The organism is Staphylococcus sp. EG-SA-14 (assembly GCF_017151935.1).
GTDB classification, from domain to species: domain Bacteria; phylum Bacillota; class Bacilli; order Staphylococcales; family Staphylococcaceae; genus Staphylococcus; species Staphylococcus aureus.
On record NZ_JACVZM010000001.1, the window covers coordinates 437,004 to 457,090 of the forward strand.

General features: G+C 32.8%; 22 protein-coding genes and 3 pseudogenes. 15 read left to right on the forward strand and 10 right to left on the reverse strand.

The genetic code is table 11. The features are described 5' to 3' along the window. Positions 1-32 precede the first annotated feature (32 nt). Both IDG63_RS02090 and IDG63_RS02095 read right to left on the reverse strand, forming a co-directional pair. Complete coding sequence (locus IDG63_RS02090; RefSeq protein WP_000743714.1) at positions 33-587, reverse strand: ECF-type riboflavin transporter substrate-binding protein; 555 nt, start codon at positions 585-587, stop codon at positions 33-35. 28 nt (positions 588-615) lie between these two features. Then, a complete protein-coding gene (locus tag IDG63_RS02095; protein ID WP_000528922.1) occupies positions 616-1,464 on the reverse strand; it encodes an SAM hydrolase/SAM-dependent halogenase family protein in 849 nt (282 codons plus the stop codon). A 379-nt stretch (positions 1,465-1,843) separates the two neighbouring features. Here IDG63_RS02095 and IDG63_RS02100 point away from each other — a divergent pair, with 379 nt between their 5' ends. Further along, positions 1,844-2,359 (forward strand): YceI family protein, encoded by a 516-nt coding sequence (locus IDG63_RS02100; protein WP_000181131.1) that lies wholly within the window; start codon positions 1,844-1,846, stop codon positions 2,357-2,359. A 148-nt stretch (positions 2,360-2,507) separates the two neighbouring features. On the opposite strand, the gene IDG63_RS02105 is transcribed toward IDG63_RS02100, so the two are convergent. Then, positions 2,508-3,479, reverse strand: coding sequence for an SMP-30/gluconolactonase/LRE family protein (locus IDG63_RS02105; RefSeq protein WP_000082558.1), 972 nt, complete (start codon positions 3,477-3,479; stop codon positions 2,508-2,510). 243 nt (positions 3,480-3,722) lie between these two features. On the opposite strand from IDG63_RS02105, the gene trhO reads away from it, so the two are divergent. The 4 genes from trhO to IDG63_RS02125 all read left to right on the forward strand — a co-directional run bounded on the left by trhO (position 3,723) and on the right by IDG63_RS02125 (position 7,693). Continuing rightward, positions 3,723-4,679, forward strand: coding sequence for an oxygen-dependent tRNA uridine(34) hydroxylase TrhO (trhO, locus tag IDG63_RS02110; RefSeq protein ID WP_001109296.1), 957 nt, complete (start codon positions 3,723-3,725; stop codon positions 4,677-4,679). A gap of 151 nt (positions 4,680-4,830) precedes the next feature. Further along, positions 4,831-5,469: a pyroglutamyl-peptidase I gene (gene pcp, locus IDG63_RS02115; RefSeq protein ID WP_000547837.1), complete on the forward strand. Its 639-nt coding sequence runs from the start codon at positions 4,831-4,833 to the stop codon at positions 5,467-5,469. Between the two features lie 103 nt (positions 5,470-5,572). Further along, positions 5,573-6,037 (forward strand): bacillithiol transferase BstA, encoded by a 465-nt coding sequence (bstA, locus tag IDG63_RS02120; protein ID WP_000208919.1) that lies wholly within the window; start codon positions 5,573-5,575, stop codon positions 6,035-6,037. A gap of 237 nt (positions 6,038-6,274) precedes the next feature. Next, positions 6,275-7,693, forward strand: coding sequence for an anion permease (locus IDG63_RS02125; RefSeq protein ID WP_000432341.1), 1,419 nt, complete (start codon positions 6,275-6,277; stop codon positions 7,691-7,693). A 401-nt stretch (positions 7,694-8,094) separates the two neighbouring features. Here the strand turns inward: IDG63_RS02125 and rarD are convergent, their stop codons facing one another. Next, entirely contained in the window at positions 8,095-9,003 is a 909-nt protein-coding gene (rarD, locus tag IDG63_RS02130) for an EamA family transporter RarD (protein WP_001091172.1), read from the reverse strand. A gap of 221 nt (positions 9,004-9,224) precedes the next feature. Here rarD and IDG63_RS02135 point away from each other — a divergent pair, with 221 nt between their 5' ends. The 3 genes from IDG63_RS02135 to IDG63_RS02145 all read left to right on the forward strand — a co-directional run bounded on the left by IDG63_RS02135 (position 9,225) and on the right by IDG63_RS02145 (position 12,021). Then, positions 9,225-9,800, forward strand: a complete 576-nt coding sequence (locus IDG63_RS02135; RefSeq protein WP_000174575.1) for a helix-hairpin-helix domain-containing protein — start codon at positions 9,225-9,227, stop codon at positions 9,798-9,800. Between the two features lie 167 nt (positions 9,801-9,967). Continuing rightward, a complete protein-coding gene (locus tag IDG63_RS02140; protein WP_000215643.1) occupies positions 9,968-10,984 on the forward strand; it encodes a HoxN/HupN/NixA family nickel/cobalt transporter in 1,017 nt (338 codons plus the stop codon). Positions 10,985-11,226: 242 nt separating this feature from the next. Continuing rightward, positions 11,227-12,021, forward strand: coding sequence for an arylamine N-acetyltransferase family protein (locus IDG63_RS02145; RefSeq protein WP_001017423.1), 795 nt, complete (start codon positions 11,227-11,229; stop codon positions 12,019-12,021). A 133-nt stretch (positions 12,022-12,154) separates the two neighbouring features. Here the strand turns inward: IDG63_RS02145 and IDG63_RS02150 are convergent, their stop codons facing one another. Beyond that, positions 12,155-12,667 (reverse strand): HdeD family acid-resistance protein, encoded by a 513-nt coding sequence (locus tag IDG63_RS02150; protein ID WP_000410764.1) that lies wholly within the window; start codon positions 12,665-12,667, stop codon positions 12,155-12,157. 282 nt (positions 12,668-12,949) lie between these two features. Between IDG63_RS02150 and vraD the strand changes: the two genes are divergently transcribed. From vraD to IDG63_RS02170, 4 genes and pseudogenes are all read left to right on the forward strand, one after another. Then, positions 12,950-13,708 (forward strand): peptide resistance ABC transporter ATP-binding subunit VraD, encoded by a 759-nt coding sequence (gene vraD / locus IDG63_RS02155; protein WP_000154162.1) that lies wholly within the window; start codon positions 12,950-12,952, stop codon positions 13,706-13,708. After that, a complete protein-coding gene (vraE, locus tag IDG63_RS02160) occupies positions 13,698-15,578 on the forward strand; it encodes a peptide resistance ABC transporter permease subunit VraE (RefSeq protein ID WP_000143646.1) in 1,881 nt (626 codons plus the stop codon). Before vraD ends, vraE begins: the two co-directional genes overlap by 11 nt. Before the next feature lie 91 nt (positions 15,579-15,669). Continuing rightward, complete coding sequence (gene vraH, locus IDG63_RS02165; protein WP_000672043.1) at positions 15,670-15,861, forward strand: peptide resistance ABC transporter activity modulator VraH; 192 nt, start codon at positions 15,670-15,672, stop codon at positions 15,859-15,861. Positions 15,862-15,896: 35 nt separating this feature from the next. After that, positions 15,897-16,409 (forward strand): annotated as a pseudogene (locus IDG63_RS02170) (IS30 family transposase); the annotation flags it as partial. 59 nt (positions 16,410-16,468) lie between these two features. Here IDG63_RS02170 and IDG63_RS02175 read toward each other — a convergent pair. Both IDG63_RS02175 and IDG63_RS02180 read right to left on the reverse strand, forming a co-directional pair. Then, positions 16,469-16,966 carry a hypothetical protein gene (locus IDG63_RS02175; protein ID WP_000586235.1) on the reverse strand — a complete coding sequence of 166 codons (498 nt, stop codon included), beginning with the start codon at positions 16,964-16,966 and terminating at the stop codon, positions 16,469-16,471. 1 nt (position 16,967) lies between these two features. Next, positions 16,968-17,057, reverse strand: a pseudogene (locus IDG63_RS02180) (toxin C-terminal domain-containing protein); the annotation flags it as partial. A gap of 11 nt (positions 17,058-17,068) precedes the next feature. Between IDG63_RS02180 and IDG63_RS02185 the strand changes: the two are divergent. From IDG63_RS02185 to IDG63_RS02195, 3 genes and pseudogenes are all read left to right on the forward strand, one after another. Next, positions 17,069-17,386, forward strand: a pseudogene (locus IDG63_RS02185) (IS30 family transposase); the annotation flags it as partial. A 36-nt stretch (positions 17,387-17,422) separates the two neighbouring features. Then, positions 17,423-17,614 (forward strand): peptide resistance ABC transporter activity modulator VraH, encoded by a 192-nt coding sequence (vraH, locus tag IDG63_RS02190; RefSeq protein WP_000672034.1) that lies wholly within the window; start codon positions 17,423-17,425, stop codon positions 17,612-17,614. Between the two features lie 392 nt (positions 17,615-18,006). After that, positions 18,007-18,207, forward strand: a complete 201-nt coding sequence (locus tag IDG63_RS02195; protein ID WP_001059079.1) for a cold-shock protein — start codon at positions 18,007-18,009, stop codon at positions 18,205-18,207. Positions 18,208-18,324: 117 nt separating this feature from the next. Here IDG63_RS02195 and IDG63_RS02200 read toward each other — a convergent pair whose 3' ends face one another. The 3 genes from IDG63_RS02200 to IDG63_RS02210 form a co-directional block, all read right to left on the reverse strand. Next, a complete protein-coding gene (locus IDG63_RS02200; RefSeq protein ID WP_001054118.1) occupies positions 18,325-18,894 on the reverse strand; it encodes a helix-turn-helix domain-containing protein in 570 nt (189 codons plus the stop codon). A gap of 231 nt (positions 18,895-19,125) precedes the next feature. Further along, positions 19,126-19,521, reverse strand: coding sequence for a DUF3147 family protein (locus IDG63_RS02205; RefSeq protein WP_000779136.1), 396 nt, complete (start codon positions 19,519-19,521; stop codon positions 19,126-19,128). A 67-nt stretch (positions 19,522-19,588) separates the two neighbouring features. Continuing rightward, the gene (locus IDG63_RS02210; RefSeq protein ID WP_000491382.1) at positions 19,589-19,942 is read right to left on the reverse strand and encodes a DUF3147 family protein; all 354 of its coding nucleotides are present in this window, start codon (positions 19,940-19,942) and stop codon (positions 19,589-19,591) included. Positions 19,943-20,087 lie beyond the last annotated feature (145 nt).

The window sequence follows — 20,087 nt, forward strand, 5'->3', positions numbered from 1 at the left end:
CATTCATTTACATATCTGATTCAACAAAATGATTATTCTTTACGTAAACTACCTTTTTTTATTTGAGATGAAGCATATGCTTTTAATAATATTGTCCCAATAATGCCAACTGAAATAATATTTAATACTGCAGAGATAACACCTTGTGTATAAACCTTGTTAGCCGGTTCGTTATAAATCAAAATATCTAATGTTGGTGCAATAAGTGCCCAGCAAATAATATTCGCAATAATTTGACCGATATTAAAATAAATCATCGATTTCCTAGAAAATCGGCCTGAAGAAAGATTTAATTTTAGGCCAATCCATCCATATAAACAGCCTATAATTCCTGAACAAATAACCCAACTCCACCAAGCACTACCGTATGTCGTGAAATCTTTAATAGCGTGTCCAACTAATCCAGTCATTAAACCAGCAAAAGGCCCAAATATTGCAGATATTAATGCTAAAAATGCATAAGATGTTTCTATATTCGTATTAGGAAAACCTGTTGGTATTACAACAAAACGCCCTAAAATCACAAATACCGCTGCTCCTATACCAATCGCAACAACAGTTTTAACTGAAATATCTTGTTTTTTCATCTTCATTACTCCTTACATAAAAAATTCATTAAATTGATGGTGCTTTAGATAAATGAATCGTCCAATCATTTCCAGTACCAATATGATATAAATCTGAAAATGAGTCTTGATTGACCGCTACACCAATATTTACTAGCGAGTTAACATACACAAGAGGTTCACCCACATTAACATCTGCAAACGATCGCGCAAATTTAATAATATTTTGATAGACTTTCTTATCTTGATGATAAATTGTTACCACCAAATTATTACCATGAACAATTTCCAAGGATTTTAAGAATGCCAATGGAATATTTGTCCATAATGACCCAAATCTGATATCTAAAATATCAATGCTTCCTGTAACAGAATCCTCATTTTTTGTCGCTTCTCTTATTTCTAATGCCTCAATACTATCAACATTAATTGCCTGACCGAGACGTTCAAACGCTATCTTATTTGCAGCTAATCTCGCACCATTGTATGCATAAACATCTCTACCATGAAAAGTATGACTTTCTTCCGAATGAGGCAATCGGCTTTTCACTTCATCAATTTCGATAACTTTTTTAATACCTTCGTAATGTTTAATATGACTTAAAGAACCATTATCAGGTGTAATAATGTAATGACCTGAATATGTTAAGCAAGCAATGCTCCGCCTATCACTACCTACACCCGGGTCTACCACTGATACAAAAACTGTGCCTTTAGGCCAGTATTTTACAGTTTGATATAAACGATATGACGCTACCCAAATGTCATACGGTGGTATATCATGCGTTAAGTTTTCAACACGTATATCATCACTTACAGTATATGCAACTCCATACATTGCACTTACAGCGCCATCACTAAGTCCAAAATCTGATTGCAATACCAAATAATTTCCCATAAAATGCCTCCTTTTTTTAAAACTTCAAAAAAATATTATCTACATATTTAATGTTCTGTATTTTGAATTTTCAGAATTATATTAAAATAGTACGAGTCACTTGATGCAAAGTCAATAGTAGTGACTATAAAAATGATAATAATAGTCAGATTTATCTCATTAACTAAATTTCACGGACTTGTAATCACTTCTTTATGTTTGAATTAATTGACTAGGGTATAACAATAGTGTGGTGTTTTATAGGTCATTCTTTAAATACATCACAGAAAATATTCGAATTCGAAATAAAATGCTTGCATCTTTGTTTTTTAGGTGGTATTGTATGTATATCAAGTATAAAAAATATATCTAAGAGATAAAAATATGGAGGTTTTATATTATGACTAACTTTACTTTTGATGGTGCACACAGTAGTTTAGAATTCCAAATTAAACATTTAATGGTTTCTAAAGTGAAAGGTTCATTTGATCAATTTGATGTAGCTGTTGAAGGAGATATTAATGACTTCAGTACTTTGAAAGCTACTGCAACAATTATTCCAAGCTCAATTAACACTAAAAACGAAGCACGTGATAACCACTTAAAATCTGGTGATTTCTTTGGTACTGACGAATTTGATAAAATTACATTTGTGACAAAATCAGTATCTGAAAGCAAAGTTGTTGGTGATTTAACAATTAAAGGCATCACTAACGAAGAAACATTCGATGTTGAATTCAACGGAGTAAGTAAAAATCCAATGGATGGTTCTCAAGTAACAGGTGTTATTGTTACTGGTACAATCAATAGAGAAAACTACGGCATTAACTTTAACCAAGCACTTGAAACTGGTGGCGTAATGCTAGGCAAAGATGTGAAATTCGAAGCATCAGCTGAATTCTCAATCTCAGAATAATCTCATTACACAATCCTCATTATTTTAATATATATACGAAATGCCAACTATATCATCCCTAGGTATAGTTGGCATTTTTCGTTTAACTCATGTGTAACAAGCACTAACTGTTCACCCTAATTTAAGACGCCTTTCATTCAGGTAGGTCTTATTGAAACTGAAAACTTTGATGACCTTTTGCAAAGCCATTAACTGTATAAAGCATAGATCCTCCGCCCATTTCTATATCATTGGAACAAATGATGAGTTGATTTGTTCCAGGTATAAATTGCGGATGAGTAGAACGTAACATATGCCCTTCATCTCGGCCTGGTATCAATATTTGTCCTATTGGATAACCCCTTTTATTAAAAACTAACACTCGACCTTGACCATACATTGCTACGTATAAATTATCGTCACTATCAATACAACATGAGTCTGGTCCTTCATGACCTGTAAAATAGTACGGTATAGTAGCTCCAAATGGTTGTATCGTCACACCATCATCTTCAAGTGCAATGCGATGTAATCGATTGGCTGTAGTTTCTGTTACCCATAGTACTTTTTCATCTGTACTTAAAGCAATACCATTTGCTACGCTAATATTTTGAATGATAGGCGTCACTGTTCTAAAGTCCGGCGCAACATAATAAACGCCCCCTAGTGGATTGGTAGAGTATCCTCTAAAATCTGTAAAATAAAATCCACCTTTAGAATCAAATACCATGTCATCAATACAATAAGTTGTTGAAAAATCTTCAATAATATCTTGTATGTTGTCACCATTTTCTGTAGCTGCAAAAATGCCTCCTGTAGATTTAAAATCTCCTAAATAACAAACGAATAATCGGCCATCTTTATGTATTTTGATTGCTGCAGGATTCGCTTTATGGCTTACAAAAGGTCGTTTGATTTCCTTCGTTTCAGGATTGATTTTGAAAATATTGCCTTCGAATACATCCAATAAAAAGAGTTGTCCCTGCCGATCAAAGTTCAATCCTTCTAGCTGCAATCCTTTTTTGGAAATTTCAAGCCATGGTTCAGCTGTAATTGTTTGTAATTCACTTTCAGATATAATTGGAACAGCACTATTGGACTTCCCGCTATAAAATAATGTAGGTAAATCTTGTTGTGACATCATGATCATTCCTTTCATTTCATTCGTTTTAACTATCAATTTTATTTTAAACAAGATAACTATCAAATAAAATGATAACGGTTTCATCTATCTATTTTATCGGTCTAGTGGCTGATTTCAAGCTAGAAATATTGAATGACAATACAACTCTGTTAAAATGATGGACGTAGATAAATATGCGTATTGACGCTTTATTTTAAAAATTAACATGCTTATAACATGTTTATAGAAGGAGATTAACCTATGAACTATCAAGTTCTTTTATATTATAAATATACGACGATTGATGACCCTGAACAGTTTGCTCAGGATCACTTAGCGTTTTGCAAAGCACACCATTTAAAAGGTAGAATTCTTGTTTCTACAGAAGGTATTAACGGCACATTATCTGGTACAAAAGAAGAAACCGAACAATATATGGCACATATGCATGCCGATGAACGATTCAAAGATATGGTGTTTAAAATTGATGAAACTGAAGGACATGCTTTTAAGAAAATGCATGTACGTCCTCGAAAAGAAATCGTTGCTTTAGATTTAGAAGATGACGTCGATCCAAGACACACAACTGGCCAATATTTATCACCTGTAGAATTTAGAAAAGCTCTTGAAGATGATGACACAGTCATTATTGATGCACGTAATGATTATGAATTTGATTTAGGTCATTTCCGAGGTGCAATTCGTCCAAATATCACGCGCTTTAGAGATTTGCCTGACTGGATTAAAGAGAATAAAGCGTTATTTGCAGATAAAAAAGTGGTTACGTACTGTACTGGTGGCATTCGATGTGAAAAATTTTCTGGATGGCTTTTAAAAGAAGGTTTCGAAGATGTAGCTCAACTTCATGGCGGTATTGCTACATATGGTAAAGATCCTGAAACAAAAGGTGAATATTGGGACGGTAAAATGTACGTATTTGATGACCGTATCAGTGTTGATATCAACCAAGTTGAAAAAACAATTATTGGTAAGGATTGGTTTGATGGCAAACCATGTGAACGTTATATTAATTGCGCTAACCCAGAATGTAATAAACAAATATTAGTTTCTGAAGAAAACGAAACTAAATATTTAGGTGCATGCTCTTATGAATGTGCTAAACATGAGCGTAATCGTTATGTTCAAGCAAATAATATTAGTGATAATGAGTGGCAACAACGTTTAACAAACTTTGATGATTTACATCAACATGCTTAGTTTTAATTAAATACCTTTCAAAACACGCTTTGAAAATCCGATTTATAAAGGTTTTTCAAGGCTGTTTTTTATGCGCATACATAACCTGATATGTTTTTAATTATGCGCGTGTTATACTAAATTAAATTTTAATACTGCGGGGTGTCTTAAAATGCACATTTTAGTAACAGGGTTTGCGCCTTTTGACAATCAAAATATTAATCCCTCATGGGAAGCTGTGACTCAACTAGAAGATATTATTGGCACACATACAATCGATAAATTAAAACTACCAACCTCTTTTAAGAAAGTAGATAATATTATAAATAAAACGTTGGCATCTAATCACTATGATGTTGTACTAGCTATAGGACAAGCTGGTGGTAGAAATGCCATTACCCCAGAACGTGTCGCCATTAATATTGATGATGCACGTATTCCAGATAATGATGATTTTCAACCTATTGATCAAGCCATTCACTTAGACGGTGCGCCAGCTTATTTTTCAAATTTACCAGTTAAAGCAATGACTCAAAGTATTATTAATCAAGGACTTCCTGGAGCACTTTCAAATAGCGCAGGTACGTATGTATGTAATCACGTGCTTTATCACTTAGGTTATTTACAAGATAAGCATTACCCTCACCTACGATTCGGATTTATTCATGTGCCATACATACCAGAGCAGATTGGTGGTAAACCCGATACACCATCTATACCATTAGAAAAGATAGTTGCAGGTTTGACTGCAGCCATTGAAGCTATTTCTAATGATGAGGATTTACGTATAGCTCTAGGCACAACGGAATAGTTATAAGAGTAACAACAAAATACATTCCTTAAATGACTAACAACTTTGTTAATAGGGTAATACTTACGGAAGTATGTTTTATTTATGGGGGGAGGAATTAATAATGACTACAAAAACGGTATTTGATGTCATTGATATGGGTTTAGGATATTTAGTAAATGTGTATGATACTTGGAAAGTTGAAAAGATACTTGATGATTATCATAAGCCTTTTTCTAATACCATTCATTGGCAATTTGGGCATGTATTAACAATTTTTGAATCAGCCTTAGCTGTTACTGGTAAAGAGAATATTGATTTAAATATATATAGACCTTTATTCGGAAATGGTTCGTCTCCAGATGAATGGAAGGGCGAAGTACCGAGTATTGGAACGATTTTAGAAGGTCTTCAAACATTACCTGAACGTGCACGAAAACTAACTGAAGATGATTTAGCAATTGAATTGAAACAACCAATTGTTGGTTGTAATAACTTAGAAGAGTTATTAGTATTAAATGCCATTCACATCCCACTTCATGCTGGTAAAATTGAAGAGATGTCTCGTATATTAAAAAATTTAAAATAAATATGTGCTTATTAACCGTTAACAACACGTTAACGGGTTTTTTATTTGTTTAAAAGGTCACTTTTTTGAATTTAATAAATACCATCTATACCAGTTCTTCACCGATTCTCGAAAAATAATTATATTAATGATTTCGTTAATTTAATTTTATATTTAATTATTACTGTACATCTTTTGTAGTTAGCTTTATTCTTAAATTGAAATATGTATAAAACATAGAAAGAAGGACGTTTTAACATGGAAAACACGGTTAAATATCGTAAGTTTATACTCCCTATCGTTGTAGGTCTCCTTATTTGGGCACTTACACCTTTTAAACCGGATGCTGTGGATCCAACAGCATGGTATATGTTCGCAATATTCGTCGCGACAATCATTGCTTGTATTACACAACCGATGCCAATTGGGGCCGTCTCTATAATTGGATTTACAATCATGGTACTCGTTGGCATTGTTGACATGAAAACGGCTGTCGCTGGTTTTGGTAATAATAGCATTTGGTTAATTGCTATGGCATTTTTCATTTCGAGAGGATTTGTGAAAACAGGTCTTGGTAGACGTATCGCACTTCATTTCGTCAAATTATTTGGTAAAAAAACATTAGGCTTAGCATATTCTATCGTCGGTGTAGATTTAATTCTAGCACCTGCTACACCAAGTAACACCGCGCGTGCTGGTGGAATCATGTTCCCAATTATCAAATCACTTTCTGAATCATTTGGTTCGAAACCGAAAGACGAATCAGCACGCAAAATGGGTGCATTTCTTGTTTTCACAGAATTCCAAGGTAATTTAATTACTGCGGCTATGTTTTTAACTGCAATGGCCGGTAACCCCCTTGCACAAAATTTAGCATCTAGCACATCTAATGTTCACATTACATGGATGAATTGGTTCCTAGCTGCTTTAGTTCCTGGACTTGTTTCCTTAATTGTTGTACCTTTTATTATTTATAAAATTTATCCACCAACTGTTAAAGAAACACCAAATGCTAAGAGTTGGGCTGAAAATGAATTAGCGACTATGGGTAAAATCGCTTTAGCTGAAAAATTTATGATTGGTATTTTTGTCATTGCTCTAACATTATGGATTGTCGGAAGTTTCATTCATATTGATGCAACTTTAACGGCCTTTATTGCGCTAGCATTGTTATTATTGACAGGTGTCTTAACATGGCAAGACATTTTAAACGAAACAGGTGCTTGGAACACATTAGTATGGTTCTCAGTATTAGTGTTAATGGCCGACCAATTAAACAAGCTTGGATTTATTCCTTGGTTAAGTAAATCCATTGCTACAAGTCTTGATGGCTTAAGCTGGCCTATAGTACTGGTCATTTTAATATTGTTCTACTTCTATTCACATTACTTATTTGCAAGTTCTACAGCACATATCAGTGCGATGTATGCAGCATTACTAGGCGTTGCCATCGCAGCCGGTGCACCACCATTATTCAGTGCATTAATGTTAGGTTTCTTCGGTAACCTATTAGCTTCAACAACACACTATAGTAGTGGTCCAGCGCCGATTCTATTCTCTTCAGGTTACGTGACTCAAAAACGTTGGTGGACAATGAACTTAATATTAGGTTTCGTCTACTTTATTATCTGGATTGGTTTAGGATCACTTTGGATGAAAGTAATTGGTATATTTTAAAATATTTAAATTAGCGCTCGAATCTCATTGATTTGGGCGCTTTTTAATTTGTATTTAAAATCAACCTTTGCTAAATCAAGACTCCCCGTTTATCCTTTAAATCATTGCGTGCTTCACTGAAAATTTGTATAAAGATTTAAGTCATTACGTAACATCACATAAAATACATTTCTATACTATTCCGTTTCATTGATCAACATTACGTATGCCATCATAAATCATGAAATAAAAAACACCTTCGTTTAAATTCATTTTAATTGCGAATTCAACGAAAGTGCCTTATTTCATATTTAATGTTTCAAATTTATACGTCTGTCACTGTTACTGCACACATACCTCAGTCTCACCTTATCATGACACAAAGGATATTGAAAACACGTATAATTATCTTTCCTCGTATTTTATAGGGTTTTTGCGACCGGATGTTTCTTCAATTTAATGTATTGAGAAAGACTATATAACACAATACCTGTCCAAATAAATATAAACGTAATTAATTGATCTATACTAAAAGGCTCTTTGAAAACAAATATGCCGAGTACAAACATTATTGTTGGTCCAACGTATTGAATAAATCCTATTAACGAAAGTGGAATACGTTTTGCCCCGGCTGAGAATAGGATTAGTGGTATTGCCGTAATAGCACCAGAAAATAACAACCAAAATGATGACATGTTCAATCCAAATGACATCTGATGTTGCTGCCATAAATAAATAACGTATATTAGTCCAGCAGGTGCGGTAACAATACATTCAATCGTAATACTGCTGATGGCATCAATATGTACTACTTTTTTCAATAATCCGTATGTACCAAAGGATAACGCTAATATAATAGAAACGATTGGGAATTCTCCAATCTTGAGCGTCATATATAATACACCGATGAATGCGAATAAAATGGCTAGCCATTCAAATTTATTGAATCTTTCTTTTAAAAAGATAAGTGCGAGCAAAATGCTAACAAGTGGATTTATATAATAACCTAAACTTGTTTGTAGGACGTGACCGTTCGTTACAGCCCAAATAAATGTACCCCAATTTAATGTAATGACATAGCCTGCTACAACAATTGCTAATAGCTGAATGGGCTTGCCTAACAATTGATTCATATCTCGTTGAAATGCATTGCGTTGTTTTTGTCCAACCGCGAGTATGAAAATCATGAATATTGCTGAAAATATAATACGAAAGGCTAAAATTTCAAATGCGCCTATTGCATCAACGAACTGCCAATATATAGGTAGTATGCCCCACAGAATGTATGCACTAAGTGCTAAAAATATACCTTTTTTATATTCTGTATTCACTTACATACCTCCTTACTCTCCCAAATTTTTAACATGTTACGCTCACTTGGTTATGCTAATATAACGATTTTACTAATAATATTTCGATAAAGATATCATTTTGTTTATATTTCCCACATTTATTCACCAACCACTAAACAATATTAATTTTATAAATAATTCTGTACAAATCAGGGTATATTGCCAGAAAGACTACCATACAACATAAAGGATGGATACAAATGACTTTACCTAAAATTGGAAAGCCTGCAACACGCGCGCTAAATTCACAAGGTATATACACATTAGAAGCAGTATCACAATATACGAAGTCATCTCTAATGGAGATGCATGGCGTTGGTCCTAAAGCTATATCAATATTGGAACAAGCTTTATTTCAGCACCAACTACATTTTAAAACGGAAGTTCAGTCATCATTACCTTTTAAGTTAACAGGAGATGTGTCATGCAATCATGCGCCTAAACGTCAACAAATGATAGATTTTATAGTTGCTACAGCAGCATTAGATATTGAATTATTACGTTCACTGGTTACAACAGAATTTATTTGGTCTGTGCCTGGACACTTTGACATTTATGGACCTCAAATTTTAATTCAAGAACTATCTAACTATTACAATCAGGTTGCTAGTCTCAATATCCATTCCAGCATCACACATGGGTGCTTAGGTTCCATGCATGGTATTGAAATATTAAAAACTGGTAAAGAGATTCATTTTGCTCATTTTTTTGAATTTGAAAATCATAAAAAGGATGCCAAGTTAAGCAAAGTGACATCTTACATTGTTGTTGATTAATTTATCAAATTATATATATATCGCAAAAAAATCTTTTGCGGTTACATGTATATTTTTATATAACAAATAATTTGGCATAACATTTTTGTTATATGAACACTTATTACTAGAGTGCCCATTGAACATACAGTATGATTAAATATCATGTTATGAAAGAAGGATATATTTTGACTGTTTTTAAAAATGAGCGCTTAAGCTGGTTACCATACATAGCTATTGTCATTTTGTTACACGTTATTGGGTTTAGTTTTTTATGGATTGCTGGAAAAGACCATCATATCTTATTTGGTATGGGGATTCTTGCATATACATTAGGTTTACGTCATGCATTTGATGCAGATCACATTGCTGCAATAGATAATACGGTTCGCAAATTATTACAGCAACGCAAAGATCCATCTGGTGTTGGTTTCTACTTTTCAATTGGACATTCATCTGTTGTATTTTTAATGGCTGTTTTTTTAGGGGTGTCTGTAAAATGGGCTAAAGATGAATTACCACATTTCCAAGATATTGGTGGAACGATTGGTACACTAGTTTCAGGTTTCTTTTTAGTGCTTATCGGTGTGTTGAATCTAATTATTTTAATCTCTTTAATTAACTTGTTCGCTAAATTACGTCGTGAACACATTGAAGAAGCTGAAGTCGATGTATTACTTGAATCTAGAGGATTTGTTTCTCGATTTGTAGGACCTTATTTCAAGTTAATCACGCGTAGTTGGCACGTATTGCCACTTGGCTTTTTATTTGGACTTGGTTTTGATACAGCTAGTGAAATTGCGTTACTCGCTCTTTCTTCAGGCGCATCACAACAAGCCATTTCATTTATCGGAATCTTATCTTTACCAATTTTATTCGCATCAGGTATGAGTTTATTGGATACATTAGATGGTGTTGTAATGAAGTATGCCTATAATTGGGCATTCTTCAATCCTATTCGCAAAATCTATTACAATATAACGATTACTGCGATATCAGTCATGGCAGCATTAGTGATTGGGATGATTGAATTGCTACAAATTCTTGCTGATAAGCTAGATTTACATGGTGCGTTTTGGGCATTCATTGGTTCGATCGAATTTGATTATTTAGGCTATATTTTAGTTGCATTATTTTTAATTACTTGGCTTATTTCAAGTTTAATTTGGAAGTTTGGTCGCATAGAACACAAATGGTCTAAATAAAGTAACTTGTCTTGCAACTACCTTTGTATTGTTGCATTTTTAGACACCCTGCACACTTCTTCCATTATGCTACGCTCTCAGTAGTCATCTTTAAATCGTTTCTTTTAGAGATGACTTCATTTTGAGAGCGTATTTTTCTATTTAAAATGTATTTATCCAAAATTCAATGCTTTCGAATTTAAAATTTCAGTATTTCTGTTTAAAATTTAATTATAATCTTTAATACAGGAGGCGCTATGCTTATGAATATTGCGAAGTTAGAGAATTATTTACAAATTGATTCATCTCGTTATAATCGACCGAGTATTGAAGCATTAAATTATTATGCAACACGTTTTATGTTAACTGTACCTTTTGAAAATATTGATGTTCAAAATAGTAAGCCGATATCTATAAATATCGATGCACTTTTTAATAAAATTGTTCATGATAAACGTGGTGGTTTTTGTTATGAGTTAAATACATTTTTCAAAGCCTATTTACAACAAAAAGGATTTAATCCTGAATTAATGTCAGCTACTATTCACACACCCGGTGGCGGTCGTAGTCTGAACGGTTCACATGCTTCACTTGTTGTTTCTATAAATGATGTATTCTATGTAACTGATGTTGGCTTTGGAGACTTACCTCTACATGCCATTCCTATTACTTCATCTGAGCATACACAACCAATTACTGATATCAGTGGTACATTCCGCGCTATTTTTAACAACGAAGACAAGGATATTTTCTATGTTCAAAAATTCGAAAATGATCATTGGCATACAAAATATGAAGCTGAATTCAAACCTAAACAAATAGAAGATTTTAATAGCAACATCGAATATAATCAAACGCATCCAGATTCAATATTTGTACAGCATTTATTAATTACAATGCCACAATCATTTGGCCGTGCTACAATGTCTGAAAATCATTTAACTTTAACAAGGAATGGTAGCTCAGAAAAATTTGATGTCACTAAAGATAACTATAAACATTTTTTAGAAAAATATTTTGGACTAAATGTAACTATTAATCGTATTGAAAAACAATAATAGTAAAATATAAAAATATGGGCGTATCTTACTTATTGTAGGTAGCGCCCCTTTTTTATGCTTCATAAACACAACAAAAAGGATATGACACAAACTTCATGTCACACCCTTCTTTTGAACCGCTTCATTTTACTTAAGCAAGTGCATCTACAACATAAATGACACCTACGAATACAAATGCAATAGCAATCATCGTCGAAATAAAGACGATACCCATTAATGGATTAAATAATAAAATGACACCGAAAACAATACCTAATAAATTAAAAATCACTGAAATTAGTTTTAAGCTACCACTACCCGTAAACGTAAATAATCCTGCAATAGAACTAAAAATGAACCAGAATGCAAACATGTAGATAAAAAATGCCGAGCTAGCGCCAACATTAAAAATGACAATAAGACCAAAGAGAATATCTACAATCCCCATAAACAGAATCCAATTTTGGTTACCACCTACTAAAGCTTTTGCTTTTCTACGGTAAATGATTTGAATCACACCGTTAATTAATACAAACAGTCCAATCAACCAGGTAATAGCATAAAAATTTTCAATTGGAAATGTAAAAATAACGACTGCCAACATTAATAATAATACACCCATTATTAAACTAGACCATTTAATACCTTGATTTCCTTTTTCCATAACAATCAATTCCTTTCAAATAAAGCCCTCTTTTAATTTTTACAAAAAATTTATTATACAATAATTAAATTCCCTTTTCTCAATTTACACAAACATCATCACTTAGAAAGCACCATTGCTTTTGTCTAATATGTACGATGAATCTGTATCCTCACTCAAAAATCTACTAAGTAGCGATAGCTTTCAACTCTGTAAGGTTCAAACATTGAATTGTAAGTTTAGATAAAGGCTACTACTCCAAACATTATTTAAAATGAAATTAAATACAAAAGGAGTGAGACTATGACAATATTATCAGTGCAACATGTTTCAAAAACATACGGTAAAAAGCACACATTTCAAGCACTTAAAGATATTAACTTTGACATACAAAAAGGCGAATTCGTTGCGATTATGGGGCCTTCTGGATCAGGTAAGACAACCTTATTAAATGTACTAAGTTCAATTGACCAAATTTCTAGCGGTAGCGTGATTGCTAACGGACAAGAGCTTAATAAACTTAATCAAAAAGCACTTGCCAAATTCCGTAAAGAATCATTAGGTTTCATCTTCCAAGATTACAGTATTCTGCCGACATTAACTGTTAAAGAAAACATTATGTTACCTTTATCTGTTCAAAAAATGTCGAAGGCAACAATGGAAGAAAATTACAAAGCGATCACGACAGCATTAGGTATTTATGACCTAGGAAATAAATACCCTAGCGAATTATCTGGTGGTCAACAACAAAGAACTGCAGCAGCGAGAGCATTTGTTCACAAACCACAAATCATATTTGCAGATGAGCCAACAGGCGCACTCGACTCGAAAAGTGCAAATGACTTATTACAACGTTTGGAAGAAATGAATAAATCGTTTGATACAACTATTGTCATGGTTACACATGATCCGGTTGCAGCAAGTTTTGCAGAACGTGTCATCATGCTAAAAGATGGCCAAATTCATACACAACTTTATCAGGAAGGACGTTCTAAACAGGCCTTTTATGAAGACATTGTACATCTTCAATCAGTATTAGGTGGTGTCTCAAATGACATTTAACCATATCGTTTTCAAAAACTTACGACAAAACTTAAAACATTATGCAATGTATTTATTTTCATTATTTTTTAGCATCGTCTTATATTTCAGTTTTACAACCTTACAGTTTACTAAAGGTGTAAATAATGACGACTCGATGGCCATCATTAAGAAAGGTGCTTTAGTCGGATCAATATTTTTATTTATCATTATTGTCATCTTTTTAATGTATGCCAATCATTTATTCGTGAAACGCCGTACACGTGAATTTGCGCTATTTCAGTTGATTGGTTTAACACGACAAAACATTTTGAAAATGTTAGCACTTGAACAAATGATTGTATTTTTAATCACAGGTGTTGTCGGTGTATTATGTGGCATTGCAGGTGCACAATTATTGCTTTCCATAGTATCTAAATTGATGTCGTTATCGATTAACTTATCGATACATTTCGAACCTATGGCCCTTGTTTTAACTATTTTCATGCTAATTATTGCGTATGTACTGATTTTATTTCAAAGTGCTTTATTTCTAAAAAGACGTAGTATCTTATCAATGATGAAAGATTCAATTAAAACTGATGCCACAACTGCTAAAGTAACGACTGCAGAGGTTATTTCAGGCGTATTAGGTATTGCTATGATTGCACTAGGCTATTATATGGCGACAGAAATGTTTGGTACGTTCAAAGCACTAACTATGGCTATGACATCACCGTTTATCATTTTATTTTTAACGGTTGTAGGCGCCTATTTATTCTTCAGAAGTTCCGTGTCACTTATTTTTAAAACATTGAAAAAATCAAAAAATGGACGCGTATCTATTACCGATGTTGTATTCACATCGTCTATTATGTACAGAATGAAGAAAAATGCGATGTCTTTAACTATCATTGCAATTATTTCTGCAGTTACAGTAACTGTATTGTGTTTTGCGGCATTATCTAAATCAAATACAGATCAAACCCTTACATCTATGGCACCAAATGAATTTAACGTGGTCGCTACTCAAGATGCTAAACAATTTGAAACTAAACTAAGCCAACAACAAATTACATTTTCTAAAAATGCTTACGAAACTATTACTGTAGATAATGTTAAAGATCAGGTTATTACTTTGGAAAATGGTAGTGATTCAGGTCGCACGAATTCTATTTTAAGTGCAAATAACAAGTTAACAGGCAACAATGCCATCATTACAAATACAAAATCGCTGCCTAACGTGATTAATATTCATTTAAACAAAGATTTAGTAGTAAAAGGTACAAAGAATGAGACTTTCCGTGTTACACAAGAAGACAAAGACAAGGTTTATCCTTTAAATCTAAGCTTCAACTCACCTGTCATCGAAGTAAGTCCTGAAAAGTATCAGCAGTTGAAAACACAAAATAACGTTCATACTTTTTATGGATATGATATTAAACAAACATCACAAAAGGAAAAAGCTCAAGCAATTGCAAAACAGTTTGGAGACAAAGTCATCACGTATGATGAAATGAAAAAAGAGGTCGATGCTACTAACGGTATTCTAATATTTGTTACATCATTTTTAGGATTAGCATTTTTAGTAGCAGCTGGATGTATTATTTATATTAAACAAATGGATGAAACTGAGGATGAACTAAGTAACTTCAGAATATTAAAACGCATAGGCTTTACGCATACAGATATGCTTAAGGGATTATTATTAAAAATTACTTTCAACTTCGGTTTACCATTATTGATTGCTATATTACATGCAGTATTCGCCGCCATAGCATTTATGAAATTGATGGGTAATATTTCCTTCATGCCGGTTATTGTAGTAATTGTTGTATACACCCTCATTTACATTACTTTTGCTTTAATTGCTTTTGTACATTCAAACAAATTGATTAAGAAAACCATTTAACACTTACGATTAAAAGATGCTTCATTGAGATTTTGATTTTAAGCAATGCAGTATAACTATTAACTGATTTATAAAAAGGAGAGATTGAATCATGAAATTTAGAGAATTAGTAAAACAATCATATGAGGATTTGAAAAATTTGACTGTAACTTGGTATAACGTCATTGCTTTAACAATGATTGTTATTGTCTTAAGCGTAGTTACAACACCAATTATAGGTATTCCAGCTGGTTTATTAGGTGGTGCTTATTATTTAAAAAGCCGTGAAGAAAAAGGTAAATAAATAAGCCTTATGTGCTAAACTCAATATGTATTTCCTACCAAAGAAAACATAAGGAGTTTGGACATCTTGAAGGAGATACTATTGTTGGTCGTCGTCATGGTAGTGCAATCATTACTTTGGTAGAAAGAGTATCCAAGATGATTATCACCTTACGACCCTTAGGTCGTAAGGCAACTGATATAGAAAACGCTCTACACTCAATGTTTTCATCTTTACCTTCTCATATATTTAAATCAATTACTTTTGATTGTGGTAAGGAGTTCTCAAACTGGAAAACATTATGTAACTGTCACGATATATCTATATTTTTTGCTAATCCAGGCACGCCATCACAGCGAGGTTTAAATGAACATTCTAACGGAATACTTAGACGCAGTGGATTAGATAAAGAACTAGATTTCAATTTAGTAACAGACTATCATATCATCAGTGTTGCTCAAAAAATCAATCATCGTCCTAGAAAATCTTTAGGTTATAGAACACCATTGGAAGTATTTATGAGTTTCATAGAAGATGATAAACTTGTCCAGCTTAATTTGACAATCTAAAGCTATATAAAAAAGCCGTTGGTCTCTTCGAAACTACGGCTTTTCTCTGTGCTATAAAATCAGTATGGCGAAGCACAGTGATCATTGAATTCTGACTTTATATAATCAAGAGTATCTTTGGATACACTGATGATATCTATAACAGCATTGCTAATGTAGAATATATTTTCTTGATTATAGAATACAATAAATGGCTCCACTAAACCTTTTTTAATATATAAAGAATAATCAATTAAGTCTTTGTTTTTTATATTTTTAATAGTTGCAATAACATACTTCTCATCGGTAGAATGGATTTCTTCGTACCAGTTAGTAATATTAAAAAAACGACCAATTCTTGTTTTTTCTCTAAATTTAACAGGATATAAGTATTCAGACAAAAATGTACATTTCGTCTTTGATTGGTTATTAAATATAACATTAATAATATTAGAAATTTGCTTTTTATTGAGAACATCAATATCTAAGCGTATCCTATTTTTCTCAGGTGATTGAAAATAGGGAATTTCATGTTCTAAATCAAAATGTATTTGTTGTGTTTCAAGGTTAATAATCATTTTAATCTCCAATTCTTTTTAGGTTAGCATCGTATGTACCACTTCTTGTTTTCTTGCTACCTAAATTCTTAATACTGCTTGCACCTTTCCATTTTATCTTCTCATATATTTAAATCAATTACTTTTGATTGTGGTAAGGTGTTCTCAAACTGGAAAACATTATGTAACTGTCACGATATATCTATATTTTTTGCTGATCCAGGCACGCCATCACAGCGAGGTTTAAATGAACATTCTAACGGAATACTTAGACGCAGTGGATTAGATAAAGAACTAGATTTCAATTTAGTAACGGATGATCATATCATCAGTGTTGCTCAAAAAATCAATCATCATCCTAGAAAATCTTTAGGTTATAGAACACCATTGGAAGTATTTATGAGTTTCATCGAAGATGATAAACTGTCCAGCTTAATTTGACAATCTAAAGCTATATAGAAAAGGAGAGATTGAATCATGAAATTTAGAGAATTAGTAAAACAATCATATGAGGATTTGAAAAATTTGACTGTAACTTGGTATAACGTCATTGCTTTAGCAATGATTGTTATTGTCTTAAGCGTAGTTACAACACCAATTATAGGTATTCCAGCTGGTTTATTAGGTGGCGCTTATTATTTAAAAAGCCGTGAAGAAAAAGGTAAATAAGCACATTCCATCGGCATATAACATTGCTATGACCTTTCAAGTCAGATTTTAATATCAACAAGTAGCATTTATCGCTGCTTGTTTTTTATGAATTGCTTATAAAATCGTCATGTTTAAACGTTATGTCACTTTGAAAACTAGCAAACACCATAAAAGACTACAATTTTTTTATTTTTATAAACCCCTTTAAATCAACGTTTCTAAGGTTTTTAAAAATCTTTTTTAATTTATTTTCAAAAAACACTGTACATTATGCCAATATGAGCGTATAGTTGGTCTTACGTAATAAAAGCTCGTGAATTAAATTGTAGTGTATTTGTTTAGAATATCCTCTTTTTTAGTTATGAATTTGTTACAAATATTAAGTGCAAAAGCACATGGAGGTTTTCTATATGAATAACGGTACAGTAAAATGGTTTAACGCAGAAAAAGGTTTTGGTTTCATCGAACAAGAAAATGGCGGAGACGTATTCGTACATTTCTCAGGTATCGCTAGCGATGGCTACAAAACTTTAGAAGAAGGTCAAAAAGTTACTTTCGAAATCACTGAAGGTCAACGTGGAGACCAAGCAGTTAACGTACAAACTGTTTAATCTTACAAAATAAAACGACTCATTATAAATGAATCGCTTTGATTACCAACAAGGTTCTAAATCTTGTTGGTATTTTTTTATGCTATTTTGGATAATATGAGACAATACGATGATGATTTATAAAAACTTATTTGCCAAATACACACTAAGGAAAATTATGAGGCTGAGTATACCAATTACTGATATAATAGAAAGCGCATTTGTCATCGTATTTCTAGCTTTAGTCGTTTGTACTTCACTAGGATCTTTTCCATTCATAAAAGCAACAATTCGATCGTAGTTGTCCATTTTATGCACTTTTTTTAAATCTTCTATTTTCATAGATGCATAAAAACCTATTCCCAAAATGATTGCCACCGTTACACCCCAAGTCCAATTCCAATAAACAACTAAAGGTCCCATTAAAATTGCAGCTAATGTCATGAAAATAAGCATCACATATGTCCATAAGTTAAGACTTCGTTGCGCTTTAATATCAGGTACAAATGGAATGGTCCCTTTTACTAAATCATCTAAAGTTACATTGAACAATTCGCACATCATTAATAAGTTATGTATGTCTGGTAAGCTTTTGTCATTTTCCCAATTAGAAATACTCTGCCTAGATACATATAACTTTTCAGCAAGATATTCTTGTGAATAACCATCTCGTTCCCTATATTTTTTAATTTGTTTACTCAGATTCAATTACATACGCCTCCAGTCAATTAGTACAATCATTACAATCAGACTATCAGATAAACTTAGTTAAAGTCACCTTTATGATTGACTAAATGTTTTGACATACGACAACATCAGGGTTTGAAGACTTCCTCAAGACGTACTCGGAATATCTTGACACTTGTAATTTTCTAAAAAAATCTTTCAATAGTAATTAATACATGCAAAATAAATCCTAACAGTGATACTACGTTAACACTATTTACTATTCGATTTTCCAGCTTTCCAACTATGCTTTTCTAATCTTTTTTGTGCTATAAATTCTACTGCTTCAAAAATACATACTGCACTGATGAACCAGCTTAGGAAACCAACAACAATGCTAATCAACCACATGTGCGTCATATGTAACATCATCCATGTAACTAAAATACAAACTAATACCCCTGTCATACCAAACACTGCGCCACGACTTACATGCACAGCGACTTTATCACCATATTGCATACCTGTAATAAACATAGACACTAAAAATACTGCCGGAAACGTTGCAAATATACCGCCAAATTCTTTCCAAGGTAGTGTTACAGATACAATATAACTTAATAATACTGCAAATCCCCCCACAAAAAATTTCATTAATGTTAATTTCATGATGTTCTGCCTCCAATAATTTATTACTTAATAACTGAATACAACTAATTATCACGCATTTTCCAAACTATAAATGTCTAATACTGAATATTGCGAGGGAAATAACAAACCAACAAACAACCGTGAATATTGCGCCTTTCCGATAACCTTTATGCTTAATGTAGAGAGATGTCAAAAATACAGTTAATATACAAGACAGAATACCGACAATTGCTCCAGTACTAAGATTCATCGACATCTCCACTAATTGCGTACCACGATGATCTAAAGCTAATGCGATAATAGCCGCAAGAAAGACTGCCGGCATAGTAGCTATAATACCTCCTAACTTACCACCTACCTTATCAGCAATAATTGAAGCTAATGCAACAGCGATACCACCAATGACAAAATGAAGAATTGCACTTCCAATTGAAAACATCTTCAACGTACCTTTCTATAATTAATTCAATACAAAACGTATCATTCACACAAAGTGTAAAACTTAAATTTTCTACTGTAAAGGCAACTCAAGCGATGTTCATAAAGCTTTCATGATACTTTCATAAACTAGCAATAAAGGGTTC

What these genes read in the sequence shown, in the direction of transcription:
- IDG63_RS02105 (WP_000082558.1), bottom strand. Translation starts at nt 3,479, where the DNA reads ATGTCACAACAAGATTTACCTACATTATTTTATAGCGGGAAGTCCAAT.
- bstA (WP_000208919.1), top strand. Translation starts at nt 5,573, where the DNA reads ATGACTACAAAAACGGTATTTGATGTCATTGATATGGGTTTAGGATAT.
- IDG63_RS02210 (WP_000491382.1), bottom strand. Translation starts at nt 19,942, where the DNA reads ATGTTTTCAATTGGAAGTGCAATTCTTCATTTTGTCATTGGTGGTATC.
- IDG63_RS02095 (WP_000528922.1), bottom strand. Translation starts at nt 1,464, where the DNA reads ATGGGAAATTATTTGGTATTGCAATCAGATTTTGGACTTAGTGATGGC.
- IDG63_RS02205 (WP_000779136.1), bottom strand. Translation starts at nt 19,521, where the DNA reads ATGAAATTAACATTAATGAAATTTTTTGTGGGGGGATTTGCAGTATTA.
- IDG63_RS02195 (WP_001059079.1), top strand. Translation starts at nt 18,007, where the DNA reads ATGAATAACGGTACAGTAAAATGGTTTAACGCAGAAAAAGGTTTTGGT.
- vraH (WP_000672034.1), top strand. Translation starts at nt 17,423, where the DNA reads ATGAAATTTAGAGAATTAGTAAAACAATCATATGAGGATTTGAAAAAT.
- IDG63_RS02090 (WP_000743714.1), bottom strand. Translation starts at nt 587, where the DNA reads ATGAAAAAACAAGATATTTCAGTTAAAACTGTTGTTGCGATTGGTATA.
- vraH (WP_000672043.1), top strand. Translation starts at nt 15,670, where the DNA reads ATGAAATTTAGAGAATTAGTAAAACAATCATATGAGGATTTGAAAAAT.
- IDG63_RS02135 (WP_000174575.1), top strand. Translation starts at nt 9,225, where the DNA reads ATGACTTTACCTAAAATTGGAAAGCCTGCAACACGCGCGCTAAATTCA.
- IDG63_RS02145 (WP_001017423.1), top strand. Translation starts at nt 11,227, where the DNA reads ATGAATATTGCGAAGTTAGAGAATTATTTACAAATTGATTCATCTCGT.
- vraD (WP_000154162.1), top strand. Translation starts at nt 12,950, where the DNA reads ATGACAATATTATCAGTGCAACATGTTTCAAAAACATACGGTAAAAAG.
- IDG63_RS02175 (WP_000586235.1), bottom strand. Translation starts at nt 16,966, where the DNA reads ATGATTATTAACCTTGAAACACAACAAATACATTTTGATTTAGAACAT.
- IDG63_RS02100 (WP_000181131.1), top strand. Translation starts at nt 1,844, where the DNA reads ATGACTAACTTTACTTTTGATGGTGCACACAGTAGTTTAGAATTCCAA.
- pcp (WP_000547837.1), top strand. Translation starts at nt 4,831, where the DNA reads ATGCACATTTTAGTAACAGGGTTTGCGCCTTTTGACAATCAAAATATT.
- trhO (WP_001109296.1), top strand. Translation starts at nt 3,723, where the DNA reads ATGAACTATCAAGTTCTTTTATATTATAAATATACGACGATTGATGAC.
- IDG63_RS02125 (WP_000432341.1), top strand. Translation starts at nt 6,275, where the DNA reads ATGGAAAACACGGTTAAATATCGTAAGTTTATACTCCCTATCGTTGTA.
- vraE (WP_000143646.1), top strand. Translation starts at nt 13,698, where the DNA reads ATGACATTTAACCATATCGTTTTCAAAAACTTACGACAAAACTTAAAA.
- IDG63_RS02150 (WP_000410764.1), bottom strand. Translation starts at nt 12,667, where the DNA reads ATGGAAAAAGGAAATCAAGGTATTAAATGGTCTAGTTTAATAATGGGT.